8 protein-coding genes are annotated in these 13,765 nt (G+C 44.7%); 3 read left to right on the top strand and 5 right to left on the bottom strand.

Features of this window, described 5'->3' with window-relative positions:
• Positions 1-102 precede the first annotated feature (102 nt).
• Entirely contained in the window at positions 103-957 is an 855-nt protein-coding gene (locus tag F893_RS03555) for an AbiJ-NTD4 domain-containing protein (RefSeq protein WP_005250372.1), read from the top strand.
• A gap of 122 nt (positions 958-1,079) precedes the next feature.
• Here F893_RS03555 and F893_RS03550 read toward each other — a convergent pair whose 3' ends face one another.
• Positions 1,080-2,786, bottom strand: coding sequence for a GGDEF domain-containing protein (locus F893_RS03550; protein ID WP_005250371.1), 1,707 nt, complete (start codon positions 2,784-2,786; stop codon positions 1,080-1,082).
• 1,131 nt (positions 2,787-3,917) lie between these two features.
• On the opposite strand from F893_RS03550, the gene omp33-36 reads away from it, so the two are divergent.
• Positions 3,918-4,814, top strand: a complete 897-nt coding sequence (gene omp33-36, locus F893_RS03545; RefSeq protein WP_005250368.1) for a porin Omp33-36 — start codon at positions 3,918-3,920, stop codon at positions 4,812-4,814.
• Between the two features lie 68 nt (positions 4,815-4,882).
• Here the strand turns inward: omp33-36 and F893_RS03540 are convergent, their stop codons facing one another.
• From F893_RS03540 to F893_RS03525, 4 genes are all read right to left on the bottom strand, one after another.
• Positions 4,883-6,853, bottom strand: a complete 1,971-nt coding sequence (locus F893_RS03540) for a BCCT family transporter (RefSeq protein ID WP_005250366.1) — start codon at positions 6,851-6,853, stop codon at positions 4,883-4,885.
• 172 nt (positions 6,854-7,025) lie between these two features.
• Positions 7,026-7,742 (bottom strand): ion channel, encoded by a 717-nt coding sequence (locus F893_RS03535; protein WP_005250364.1) that lies wholly within the window; start codon positions 7,740-7,742, stop codon positions 7,026-7,028.
• A gap of 245 nt (positions 7,743-7,987) precedes the next feature.
• Positions 7,988-9,694 carry a cation acetate symporter gene (locus F893_RS03530; RefSeq protein ID WP_004729195.1) on the bottom strand — a complete coding sequence of 569 codons (1,707 nt, stop codon included), beginning with the start codon at positions 9,692-9,694 and terminating at the stop codon, positions 7,988-7,990.
• Between the two features lies 1 nt (position 9,695).
• Positions 9,696-10,028 (bottom strand): DUF485 domain-containing protein, encoded by a 333-nt coding sequence (locus F893_RS03525; protein WP_004281374.1) that lies wholly within the window; start codon positions 10,026-10,028, stop codon positions 9,696-9,698.
• A 182-nt stretch (positions 10,029-10,210) separates the two neighbouring features.
• On the opposite strand from F893_RS03525, the gene F893_RS03520 reads away from it, so the two are divergent.
• Positions 10,211-13,702, top strand: coding sequence for a hybrid sensor histidine kinase/response regulator (locus F893_RS03520; protein WP_005108125.1), 3,492 nt, complete (start codon positions 10,211-10,213; stop codon positions 13,700-13,702).
• The last annotated feature ends 63 nt before the right edge of the window (positions 13,703-13,765 follow it).

Below are 13,765 nucleotides of genomic sequence, written 5' to 3'. Positions count from 1 at the left end.
CTCCTCTTTGATAAAGAGGAGGCATTCCCTCCTTTCGCAAAGGAGGGTTAGGGTGGATTAAAAAAATAAATCTATTCTTAAATTTGTTTGAGGGGGAACAAAATGCGATTTTCTGAAAGATATGGTTATAAGCCCGTACTTGACATTATTCAAAAAGAAAGTATAGATGATGCTTTAAAAAATGGTTTGTGGAGTGTTTTTCATAGCTATATTTGGAATCGGATTGAACATGGACATAATCAAAGCTCTTTTACCCGTAATTCAAATATATACTCGTTAGTAGAATCTTATTGGCTTAATCTTTTTAAAAACCCTACAGATACCATCCCTCAATGGACATCTGATTCTTTAAAAATAATTAGAGATTACTTTTTTAATTGTGCATGGCACGAAATTTATAGCTTGATTGAAGAAACAATTAAGCACTACCCCTATCAAAGAGTAAGTAATAAAGATTCATTTATAACTAATATCAACAATATGCTAGAGCGTGAAAATAGTGCTTACCGAATTATAAATGACGAAATCATTCCAATAACTTCCGAACAAGAAATTCAATCCATCGAAACTGCTTTAGAAAATACAAATCAATATTTAGGTGTTCAACAACATTTAAATAAAGCTTTAAAACTGATGTCAGATCGTCAAAAGCCTGACTATCGAAATTCGATTAAAGAATCTGTTTCGGCATTAGAAGGTATGTGTCAAAAAATATTAAAGAAGGACAAAGTAACTTTAGGTGATGCAATTGGTCAAATTGAAAAACAATATCCAATACATCCTGCATTAAAAGCCAGTATTAAATCTTTATATGGTTATACATCCGATGCAGATGGTATTCGCCATGCAATGTTAGACGAATCAAATCTTTCTTATATCGATGCAAAATTTATGCTTGTTGCCTGCACAAATTTTATTAACTATCTGATCGACAAAACCAGAGATCATCCAAATTAGATCACATGACTGGCGACATGGATGTCGCCCGTTCGACTGTGCTAAAGGGACTTATCATCAGTCGAACAAATGCATTTTGCTACTTTTGTGCAGTTCAAAAGTAGAGAAAACAGTCTTTTGAACTAAACCTCTGCCACCGCATTACGTCCTTTGGCCTTTGCTGCAAACAAAGCATCATCTGCATTTGACAATAAAGCCATCCAGGACACGGCACCAATGGCAACCCCAATACTGACCGAAATCTGAATCTCGTCTCCTGCTGCAGTCACAATATGACGCTCAGCCACTTCAGCCCGAATGTTATCGGCCACAATCAATGCCTGCTGCATCTGGATATTTTCAATCAGCACCAGAAATTCATCGCCCCCATAACGTACCAGCAAATCTGTAGCACGGACATTGGCCTTTAAACGCTCGGCCACCAGCTGAATCACCTGATCGCCAATAATATGCCCATATTGATCATTCACCTGTTTAAAATGATCAATATCAATAATCATCAAACAGGTTTGGCTCAATTGACCCGGCTGATTTTCCATAAAACGAATATATTCTTCTAGCGCGAAACGGTTGGATAATCCGGTCAAAGAATCGGAATGGGCAATATTCTTTAAACGGAACTCTAGCGCATCACGTTCTTGCAACATCTGTTGCAATTTCTGAATGGCAGCGAATAAAGAATCAGAATGATTCACTTCACGCAGCCGCATATCAATTTTCTGACGACCCGAGTTTTTAGACAAACTCAACAACATGCGGCGTGCCTGAATTAGCGGCAGAAAAACCTGTTTACGTGCAAAAATCATGGTTGAAATCGCGGTCAGCAATGAAATCAGCGATACCAACACGCTCCAGATCAAACGCTGCATATTGCTGTTCATCTCTTGAATAGCGGCATCTCTGCTATATTGCAGCAGGTAAGTTTGCAGGTCTACCACAGTCGCAAATTTATCTACGATCGCTTCAGTCAGCTCTGTTCCGCTCAAACGGTAGTCACGTTGCTCCAGACTGTCACTGATCAGCTCACTCACAATCGGTAAGCCTTGCTGAATAAACTCGGTTTCTACCCGCCGATGTAAACGGATGAATTCCTCAGTCTTATCTTTAACAGGTTGAATGGTATCAATCAAGGCCCACAAATAACGCACCTGATGTTGGGTCTGTAAAGAGCGGGTAATATTTTCAGTGGGAAGCGGAGCTTCAAAAGTCACATGCGCCATGATAGACGAGGCCACACGACCGGCCTGATCACGTAAATCAGATAAAAATAGAATCTGGCTAATATAGTTATTCAGAGGGGTCGATGAGCTATCTGAAGCTACTGCCACGTCACGTAAAAGTTCGCGGCAACTTTCCCAGGCAGCAAACATGGCCAAAATCGCCTGATCAAGTTCTTGCGCACTACGTTGCTGACGTGGCATCCGGGTATAGGCATCAACCTGTGCACGCCCTTTTTTCAAACTATTTTCAAGCTGTGAAAGTTGCTGACTCAGGTTGTTAAACCCGACCTCCGTCAATACATCCGCGGTCTGGGACAATTGCCGATCCACCTGTTGACGATAGCTGATTAACTCTTGCTGATGCTGGGAAAATTCCTCGGCCGAACTGGACATGGCTTTATTGGCAGGCGCACGCTCACGCGAAATTTTATTTGCCAGATCAGCGACCTGCTGCAAGGCATTCAATTGTTGATAGGTTTGTCTGGATTTTAAATAACTTTGACTACTACTCACAATTAAGGGAATACAGATGCAAAGCAAACATAAAATAATAATCGACATCGACCAGTACAAACGTTTACTGATCCACTCAGAGCGTAAGGTATTCATGCTGTTGTATTACGCCCCAATATGACAAGCAAAGCTAAATAGATTGATTATTATACAAATAAAACAGGATGGTCTTAAAGCCTTTAGTCTTACTTCACTTATGTTTTTAATGAATTTTTATCATCTATTATTTTCAGATACTTAAGTTAGTTCATTTGAAACTTTAATGCAGGGTTTCATAACCACAATTCCCTATAAAGTCTTACAAAAGCAAGGGAATTTAAGCAGCTAAAAAATATAAAAACTTGCTTTCTGCACTATTTACACCTGCAACAAATAGGTGCATAATGCACCGCATTAGGGCGAGTTAAATTATTCCTCAGCAGATATTTTAGTTTACCCGCAAATTTTGGCGAAAAAAGCCCGATTTTCTATGAAAATCGGGCTTTTTTTTAGCTATTGAATTTTAGACCTCTATTTTTACTTTTCAATATGCACTATTTTGGTGCTTAAAATTATTCTAATATTTATTTTTCTCATCTTGTTTTGAGTTGAAGGTTTTTTCAGAAACAGAATGATCTGAATTAAAAAATGCGGGACAAAAAAAAGCCCAACCTTGGGGAAAGCTGGGCGATAAAACAAAAAATTGTGGAGAATCAGGCTAAATCACTATGAAAATGTGAACTCTAACTTGATTTTCATATTATGTAAAATTCCCCTGAAAATGTAAAGCCGATTGCTTCAGTCAAGATTATAAAACATGCCCATTTAGCTCAAAAAACAGACATCTACTCTAAGACCCAAGCTGATGATGCTTTAAAATCAAGCAATCCAATCAAGACATGAGGCGCCAGACACCTTGCACTTCTTGACAAATTTATGAATTAGCTCACCTATTTTTAATTGTTTTAATAGATAAATATATTATAATTAATCGTATTAATTGATTAAAATAACAACATAATTTCTCCTTAATCTTTAGTCCCGATTCTATATTTAAAGTCTAGATTTTTGTTATACAAGAGTTTTTATATAAAATAGCTTCGGAGCCTAATACTTGAATTTTACACAAAATTAATACAATGGTTTAGCTTAAAAAAATAGCGATTTCGAATTGGATTGACTTAATAAATTGTCACAATACAATGTGTTCCAAAGCTGTACACATCTTGTAACAAAACGGTAAATATCATGAAAAAACTCGGTTTAGCCACTGCTTTATTATTAGCCATGACCGGTGCTCAAGCATATCAATTTGAAGTTCAAGGTCAGTCAGAGTTCATCGACAACACTGCGAATGAACAAGACTTCACTGGTGCAGTTCAAGGTACTTACTACTTCAATAATGTTGATGCTTCTAAAGGTCCTTTAGCTGAAGCTGCTTTTTTAAACCAAGCATCTAATATTTCTGCTGCTTATACATACGGCGAAGACGGACAAGAATTTGGTGACCGCACTGTGCACCATACTTTCGGTGTAAAAGGTGAAGCTTACATCCCAACTAAAGTTGTTCCTGCTTATGCAAGCGCTTCTTATAGCCATACCATCACTGATAACAAAGCTGGTCACCCAACAGATGATAATGGCGACCGTTATGCATTAGAACTGGGTGCTCTAGTTGCTCCCAACTTCCTGGTAGCTGTAGGTTACACAAGCGTTGCAGACCAAACTTCTTATGACGCTTTCAACATGTTCAACAACGGTGTTGCTAAAGCTGCTATTGAGTCTCAAACAATCGCTGGAGACCAAGATGCTATCACTGCACGTACTAAATATGTAGGCGCAATTGACGGTACTAACATGTCACTTGGCTTCGAAAGCGGCTTGGTTTATGGCGAAGATACTGCCTACAACTTAGGTACAACTCTTTTCCTTAACCCACAGTTAAGCGTTGGTGCATCTTATATGGAATCTAGCTTTGCTGGTTCTCCAGACAAAGCTTGGGGCGCGAACGTAAACTACTTCATCACTCCTGCTGTTGCAGTTGGCGCATCTTATGTAAATGCTAACTACGAAGCAAATCTTGCGCAAACTGCTCAAGTTCGTGATACCCAAACGATCGGCGTAAATGCTAAATTCCGTTTCTAATTTCTGATTAGATTCTGAATCAAAAAAGGACGCATATTGCGTCCTTTTTTATTGTTTTATGACTCTGTTTACTCAGGCGTACGTACCAGACTTAAGAAGTGTAAATGACGTTCATATTGGTCAATGATGTCCTGTAATAGATCTTCTTGCGTCCATTCCATCACATCATAGCCCTGCCCGCCTTCTCTTAAAAAGACTTCTGCCTGATAGGAATCTACGCCCGCATTCTCCAGTTCAGACATAAAGCTTGGACTTAAAGTCTGGGTCGCATTGACCTGATAGATAAAATTAATTTCATCCTGATGATCAACACGGAGCTGTATACCGTCTTCTAGCGGACTAATCGTCACGTGTAATCGGCGCCGTTTCAATTCACTTTGAAAGCTGAGAAATGCCTTATTCACTGTATGGTGAATATACTGCTGCACCTCTTCCTGAGTGTGCGGATAATGCATAATCAGGCCTAATCGCTGTTGCCAGCTGCGCGGATTCTGGATCGCACGCGGGGTAATCCGTGCGGCTTGCAGCGCATGCATTTTGGTAACATCCAGATGTAAGGCTTTGATTAATCCCCAACACATCAGCAGCATAATGAAGGTAAATGGCAAGGCGCTCATGATCGTGGCCGATTGCAAGGCTTCTAAGCCACCCGCCAGCAAGAGGATGATGGCTAACAAAGCCATGAGCACGGTCCAGAATAGACGCTGCCAGGTCGGTGAATTTTCACTTTTTGCTGTCAGATAATCAGTCACCAATGCCCCTGAATCGGCAGAAGTCACAAAGAACAGCATCACTAGTAAAGTCGCAATGATACTGGTTACTGAGCTAAAAGGCAGATTAGCTAAAAATTCGAATAGAGCCACAGATGAATCACGCTGAACTGCTTCTAGCAAGCTGGTATTGGCTTCATGCATAATGCTATACAGCGCGGCATTGCCCATAAAACCCATCCAGATCAGGGTAAATCCGGTCGGAATCAGCAATACACCCACGATAAATTCACGAATACTGCGCCCTTCCGAGACCCGGGCAATGAACATCCCGACAAATGGCGACCAGGAAATCCACCAGGCCCAGTACATGATGGTCCAGCCGCCAATCCAGCCACTTGGCTGATAGGCATACAGATTAAAGGTCATGCTAAACAGATTAGAGACATACTGGCCGGCATTCTGAATAGTCGTCTGTAACAGATAAATACTCGGACCTGCCACAAAGACAAAGATCAGCAACAGCAGTGCAAGCACCAAATTTAGTTCAGATAAACGTTTAATTCCTTTATCTAATCCAAAAAATACGGAAGTCGCTGCCATGGTACTCACGACAATGATCAGAATCACCTGAGTGCTAGGTGCCTGTTCAACACCAAACAGGTAATTCAAACCTGAATTGATCTGTGTGACCCCGAAACCAAGGGTAGTAGCGACACCAAATACCGTACCAATGGTGGCAAAGGTATCCACGCCATCTCCAATCGGTCCATAGATCTTTTGACCAATCAGCGGATACAAGGCCGAACGGATTTTTAAAGGCAATTGATGCCGGTAAGCAAAATAAGCCAAGGATAAGCCAACAAGCGTATAAATGGCCCAGGCATGTAAGCCCCAGTGGAAAAAGGTGACCCGCATAGATTGTTGTGCAGCCAGTACGGTTTCAGGTTCACCGGCAGGTGGCGTGACATAATGCATCACCGGTTCGGCCACACCAAAGAACATCAGGCCGATGCCCATGCCTGCGGTGAATAGCATCGCAAACCAAGAGGCGCTGCTATATTTCGGCTGGCTATGGTCGGGTCCCAGTTTGATTTTGCCCATATCCGACAGGGCAATATAAACCAGAAGGATGAGAAATATCGCCACCGACAATACATAGAACCAGCTAAAGGACGTAGTAATCCACTGGTTCAGTTGCTGGGTGAAAACTGAAAAAGCATCGGGTGCAAATACGACCAACGCTAAAAATATCGCAATAATGGCGACAGTACTAATAAAAACATTTGGATTGATATTGGCAAACCAAGATGGTTTTGTGGAAGGCATACATCCTCCATTTTTTAAAAATTGGATCGACAAACAGCGTCAAATAATTATTGGTAAGGTCAAAATGATCAGACAGATTCAGTCTATGGGAGCTAGATCTCCTGCTATTTTAGGATGTGACACAAAATAAAGCCGTTAAGTTACTGTAACAAATACAATAAAAGGATGAGTCTCATTGCCCAGGCGGGTTTTCTCTATTTTTCACGTTCTTTTTATGCGGTAGACGTGCGATATATTGCAAGGCAATTAAGCGGGATACAATCAGCGCCAGATACATCACCCCGACAAACATCTGGATAATGGCTAGCATCCGTGCGACCGGACTGACCGGCATGATATCAGACAGTCCTGTTGCAGATTGCACACTGAAACTAAGAAAAATCAGATCCAGCCAGGGTTGATAGGCTTGCAGATCGGGGTCCGAAAAGCTGTGCGGCACCAGCAGCTGGCAGATACTGTAGAGGAAGGCAAAGCCCCAGGCCAACAAGGTAAAGACCGCCCCAGCGGCAAAGAGTTCATCCTTGGTCAGATAGCGGTCATGAAACATATAACGCAGCAGGCCATAGGCTGCACTGAAATAAGCACCAGCTTCAAACAAGTTGGCGGTGACATGGATCCAGGTATAACGCAGTCCCAGCACAATCAGAGAGGAAAAGAAAATCGCGCCGGCGACAAAGCTGAGTCCTAAAATGGTAAACATCGGAGTCTGGCGAATGACTCTGGCAATCACCAGCAAAACCAGAACACCCAGCACCCAGGTTCCCGCCCGATAAGACACGCTTTCATAACTCAATACCGACAAGATCAAGATCAGCAATTGCAAGCATAGCAGCCATGCCGAAGGCAAATGGGTAAAGCTGTTCCAGAACTGCTGCAGAGATTGCTTCATAATGCCCTTCTTGTTGCTCTTCTTGTTACTATCTTCATGTAGAGAACACATTGTTATTGTTAGCAGCTTTTAACATAGCATGCTCAAAGCCACTTGCAGATATGCGATTTGTATGAAAATTACTGAAATAACACTGCACAAATTCAGCCAGCTCAATTCAATACGGCGTTTATACTAAAGAAAAAACTTGATGATATCTCCATAAAAAAAGCCCCTGACGGGGCTTTTTTAGCGTAGCGCAGATCTTAGTGATCCGATGCGCCTGAGATACCAATACCGGTTTGTGAACGTACAAACTGGGCATCAAAGGCTTTGCGTTCTGCCTGAGCCTGTGCCGAATTATCCGTCACAGAGAACAACCAGCAGCACAAGAATGACAATGGCATCGCGAAGATTGCAGGACCATTGAACGGGTTCACTGGCGTATCAGAAATACCCAAAGTATCGACCCATACTGCTTTAGACAGCACAATCAAGGTTACTGCGGTTACCAGACCTGCAACACCACCAATCACGGCACCACGTGTCGTCAAGCCTTTCCAGAACATAGACAATACCAGTACCGGGAAGTTGGCACATGCCGCAACAGAGAATGCCAGACCGACCATGAAGGCTACGTTTTGTTTTTCGAACAAAATCCCGAGAATCATTGCGAAGATCGCAAGACCTAAAGTCGCGATTTTAGACATACGTAGTTCAGATTCAGGCGTGGTTTGGCCTTTCTTCAAAACGTTGGCATACAAGTCATGCGAAATTGCTGAAGCACCTGACAGGGTCAAACCAGCAACGACCGCAAGAATCGTGGCAAATGCAACTGCAGAAATGAAGCCCATGAACAGGTCGCCGCCCACTGCATCAGACAGGTGCACCGCCGCCATGTTATTACCACCTACCAGCTCCAGCTTGCCAGTCACAGCCATTTTCGCAACATCAAGGAATTGCGGGTTGTTCGATACATATAGAATCGCACCAAAACCAATGATGAAGGTTAATAGGTAGAAATAACCAATAAAACCTGTAGCAACTACGACTGATTTACGCGCTTCTTTGGCATCTTTTACCGTGAAGAAACGCATCAGGATATGTGGCAGACCTGCGGTACCAAACATCAATGCCAGACCTAAAGAAATCGCATCAATCGGATTAGATGCCAGACTACCCGGACCCATGATTTTGGTCGCATCTGTCAGGCTCAAGTCATGTACTTTTGAGTAGACACCAATCGCCTGTTCAAACATGTTGGTAAAGCTGAAGCCCACACCTTTCATAACCATGAATGCCATAAAGGTTGCACCAGACAGCAACATCACCGCCTTGATGATCTGTACCCAAGTGGTTGCCAACATACCGCCGAACATCACGTAGGCCATCATCAACAAGCCAACGATCACGACTGCAATGTTATAGTTCAGACCGAATAGAAGTTTGATCAGCTGACCTGCACCCACCATCTGTGCAATCAGATAGAACGCGACCACAACCAGTGAACTTAAAGCAGCCAAGGTACGTACCGGTTTTTCCTGCAAGCGGAAAGACACTACGTCTGACAGGTTGTATTTACCCAGGTTACGCAGACGTTCTGCCACCAGGAACAATACAATCGGCCAGCCCACCATGAAACCCAGTGAATACAGCAAGCCATCAAAACCGGACAGGAACACCATCGCGGAAATACCCAGGAACGATGCAGCTGACATATAGTCACCGGCAATCGCCAGGCCATTCTGGAAACCGGAAATACCGCCACCGGCAGTATAGAAGTCTTTGGTATTGGTGGTTTGTTTTGCTGCCCATTTGGTAATAAACAGCGTAGCACCTACGAAAATCACAAACATGATAATCGCGTGCCAGTTGGTCGCCTGCTGTTCTGCTGCACCCAGATCGGGACCAGCGAATGCAACGCCTGAAGCCACTATCGTGGTCGCCAGGGCAATAAGAGAATTCCATTTCATCTTAGTGGTGTCCTTTTTCATGCGCAATCGCTTCGACTTCACGGATTGCTTCTTCAGTCAATTGATCAAGTTTGTTATTGGCAATGTAGGAATACACACCACACAAGATAAACGACAGGACAATGATACCTAGACCAAGTGGAATACCCCACGTGGTCACACCACCTGAAATTGAAGACAATAGAAATTCTTTGTTGTAACCAACCAGCAACATGAAACCCACATAAACAAATAGCATAATGCCGGTCAACGTCCAGCTGAGCATACTTTTCTTGCGGACCATTTCCTTGAATTTTGGATTTTGTAGAATACGATCTACTTGTACCTCATCCATAATTACTCTCCTGTAGCCCAACCTTGGGCTGCCTATTTTTTAATTTGAATTATCACTGTTGCAAGTTAACAATAATCGTAGGTGCTTGTAATTTAGACTTTGGTCGTTAAAAAATGATCAATTTAAACTGTAGCGTTCACGATGCGTTATCATAGCGGCATGCTCAGTACACATCAGGCTATATGAACAGTTGGCTCATCATAGGGGTACTCGCCCTCTATATCGCATTACTCTTTATCTGCGCTTTCTACGGGGAAAAACATGCCAGCCGGCTGAGTACCCGTGGGCGCATGCTATTGTTTAGTTTAACTTTAGGCGTCTACTGTTCCTCCTGGACCTTTTATGGCGCCACGGGTGCTGCGGTACGTGAAGGCATTATTTTCCTGCCGATCTATCTGGGTCCGCTGCTCTTCGTTGCCGTCGGCTATGACATCTGGCGTCGTCTGGGACGGGTGAGACAGCATCATGCCATTTCTTCGATCGCTGACTTTGTCGCAGCACGCTATGGTAAAAGTGGTCCCCTCGCCTCGCTGGTGACCATTCTGGCGGTGGTAGCGATTGTGCCTTATCTGGCCTTGCAGTTACGTGCGATTGCCTTAAGTGCCGCCGTCATTCTGGAACCTTCCGCAGGTGTAACCGGCACGACCAATGGCGTACTGTTTCTGACTGGGGTTCTGGCAATACTGGCGATGATGTTTGGTACCCGGCAGATTGCCAATACTGAACAGCATGGCGGCCTGATGCTGGCCGTGGCATTTGAGTCTTTTGTCAAACTCTTCGCCCTGCTGGCAGTTGCCTGTTTCTTTATGTTTGAAGCACCAGAAAATCTGGCACAGATCAGTAGCGATATCAGCACTACTTTTCATGATGTACAACTGTTTGGCGTGCCACAAAGTTTCTGGATTCAGACCCTGCTCGCGGCACTGGCCATTATCTGCCTGCCGCGTCAGTTCCATGTAGCTGTGGTTGAGCTACGTGATGAAAAACATATTCGTGGTGCGCGGCGTTGGTTTGCAGTTTATTTGATTCTGACTACCTTGGCGATTATTCCAATTGCCAGCTGGGCGCTACATGCTGCACCGCAATATCTGGCCATTCCGGATGTGGCGGTCCTGTCCTTACCACTTAGCTATAATCAGGACTGGTTGACCTTATTGGCATTTCTGGGTGGTTTCTCTGCCTCTACCGGGATGCTGCTGGTGTCTTCCGTGGCACTGTCAATTATGCTCAGCAATGACCTGATCATGCCGGCGTTGTGGCGTTTAAAGCTGATTTCCCGGCATGACAAACGCTTGCCGTTGGTGCTGAAATTTACCCGCCGGGTCTGTATCCTGGGTGTGATGTTGATGGGCTTCCTGTTCTTCAATTTCTTTAATGATATTGACCAGTTGTCGGTTTTTGGTCTGTTGGCCTTTAGTGCGGTGGCACAATTCGCCCCTGCCCTGATCGGTGGCCTGTACTGGCGTGGCGGTAGTAAACAGGGTGTCTATGCTGGACTCCTGACCGGTTTTGCCTTGTGGGCTTATACCCTGCTGTTTCCAACCATTTTGCGAAGCCTGCCAGAAGCCTATAGCAGCTTTAGCCAAAGCTTGCTGAATCAAGGGCCTTTTGGCTGGAACTGGTTAAGACCGGAAGCCCTGATCGGTTTTGAGTCTTTTGATCCGCTGACCCATGGAGTAGTTTGGGCACTGGGCTTAAATACCCTGCTGTATATCTGGATTTCCCGTATTTTCCGTCCGAGTATTGCCGAACAGATTCAGGCCGAAAGTTTCTTCTATTATGAAACCAAGCCACTACCCTCGCAGAGTCCTTCTACCGAGGTCAGCTATTCGCATCAGGATGTCGCCCGTTTAAAAGTTGGTGACCTGATTACCCTGGCCAAACGCATTACCGGCGAAGGCCCAACCACACGCGCTTTCCAGCAGTTTTGTACCCAAAACAGTGTTGAACTGAATGAAAACAGCAGTGCCAATGGCATGTGGTGGCGTTTCACTGAACAGTATCTGGCGGGGACTATCGGGGCAGCTTCAGCACGTACCCTGCTCACCACAGCCATGGTCAACAATGGCCTGGCCTTGGGTCAGGTCGCCAATATTCTCGATCAGGCCTCGCAATGGCAGCGCTTCAATCAGAACCTGATCATGACCATGATTGATCACATGACCCAAGGGGTCAGCGTGGTCGATGAAAACATGTGTCTGGTCGCATGGAACAATCAGTATCTGAAACTGTTCGATTATCCGACCGATATTGTCTATGTCGGTTGTCCAATCGCAGACCTGATCCGTTATAACGCTGAACGTGGTGAATGTGGCCCGGGCTCGGTTGAAGAACATGTACGGAAACGGATTCACTGGATGCAGGTCGGCAGTGCCCATGAATTTGAACGGATTCGTAAAGATGGCCGCGTCATTCAGATGCGCGGCAATCCGATCGAAGGCGGCGGGTTCGTTACCACTTTCGCCGATATTACTGCCTTCCGTGAAAATGAAGCCGTGCTTGAAGCCCGCGTTCAGGACCGTACCCAGCAGCTGGCCGATGCATTGTCCGAGCAGCAACTGGCGCGTGAACAGGCCGATAAGGCCAATATGTCAAAAAGCCGCTTCATTGCAGCCGCCAGTCATGACCTGTTGCAGCCAATGCATGCCGCGCGCCTGTTCAGTACCGCACTCGAACAAAGCGTGCAGAATGATGAAGACCGCAAGACCTTACAACAACTGGATCGTGCTTTGCATGGTGCAGAAAGCATGTTGTCTGCCCTGCTGGATATTGCCCGACTGGAAGGCGGCACCATTCAGCCGAAACGTCAGGCTTATCCGCTGCATGACCTGCTCAGCGATCTGGAACTCCAGTTCAAATCGATCGCTGCACAGCGTGGTATCAAGTTCAGTGTGCATGATGCACAGTTCTGGATTGATACCGATCCACAATGGATTCGCCGCATTATCCAGAACTTTGTCAGCAATGCGTTGCGTTATACTGCCAGAGGTAAAGTGGTGGTCGGTGTATTACGTTCGAGCAGCAGACCGAATCATATCCGTATTGGCGTCTGGGATACTGGCCCGGGCATTGCCGAAGAACAGCGCATCAAACTGTTTCAGGAATTTGAACGTTGCGGCCACACCTCGCCTTGGGGTGAACAGGGTCTGGGCCTAGGTTTGGCGATCGTACAACGCATGACCAGCATGCTGGACTATCCGGTACATGTGTCTTCTGCGCTGGGTAAAGGTTCCTGCTTTATGATTGAAGTGCCTGTGATCGAAGCACCAAAAGTTGTCGCAGCACCGGTTCAGGCCGTACCTTTAAAGAGCAAGGCCTTTAAGATTCTGTGTCTGGATAATGATGAAACCATTCTGGAAGGCATGTCGACCTTATTGACCAAATGGGGTTATCAGGTGTTTAAAGCCACTGAACCTGAACAAGCAGCCATGCTGATTCAGCAGGAAAATATTCAGGTCTGGCTGGTGGATCAACATCTGAATCAGGACAAGATCGGTCTGGATTTCATTCTGGAACATCGTTCGAAGGATATTCCGGTCGCGTTGATTACCGCCGATTCCGATCCGGAATTGCCGCAACGTCTAAAAGAGCTAAACATTGTTCTGCTGAAAAAACCGCTGAAACCGGCCTCATTACGTTCATGGTTATCTGGACTGAAAATTTCCGACTCCTAAGTAGATAACGATCTGATCAATGCCCATTTCACACCCTGAAATGGGCATTTTTTATACTCAACT

It is taken from the genome of Acinetobacter sp. CIP 102136, from assembly GCF_000369685.1.
GTDB lineage: Bacteria > Pseudomonadota > Gammaproteobacteria > Pseudomonadales > Moraxellaceae > Acinetobacter > Acinetobacter fasciculus.
Note: the sequence above shows the minus strand (reverse complement) of the source record. Positions and strands in the feature narration are given on the sequence as shown.

What these genes read in the sequence shown, in the direction of transcription:
- F893_RS03555 (WP_005250372.1), top strand. Translation starts at nt 103, where the DNA reads ATGCGATTTTCTGAAAGATATGGTTATAAGCCCGTACTTGACATTATT.
- F893_RS03550 (WP_005250371.1), bottom strand. Translation starts at nt 2,786, where the DNA reads ATGAATACCTTACGCTCTGAGTGGATCAGTAAACGTTTGTACTGGTCG.
- omp33-36 (WP_005250368.1), top strand. Translation starts at nt 3,918, where the DNA reads ATGAAAAAACTCGGTTTAGCCACTGCTTTATTATTAGCCATGACCGGT.
- F893_RS03540 (WP_005250366.1), bottom strand. Translation starts at nt 6,853, where the DNA reads ATGCCTTCCACAAAACCATCTTGGTTTGCCAATATCAATCCAAATGTT.
- F893_RS03535 (WP_005250364.1), bottom strand. Translation starts at nt 7,742, where the DNA reads ATGAAGCAATCTCTGCAGCAGTTCTGGAACAGCTTTACCCATTTGCCT.
- F893_RS03530 (WP_004729195.1), bottom strand. Translation starts at nt 9,694, where the DNA reads ATGAAATGGAATTCTCTTATTGCCCTGGCGACCACGATAGTGGCTTCA.
- F893_RS03525 (WP_004281374.1), bottom strand. Translation starts at nt 10,028, where the DNA reads ATGGATGAGGTACAAGTAGATCGTATTCTACAAAATCCAAAATTCAAG.
- F893_RS03520 (WP_005108125.1), top strand. Translation starts at nt 10,211, where the DNA reads ATGAACAGTTGGCTCATCATAGGGGTACTCGCCCTCTATATCGCATTA.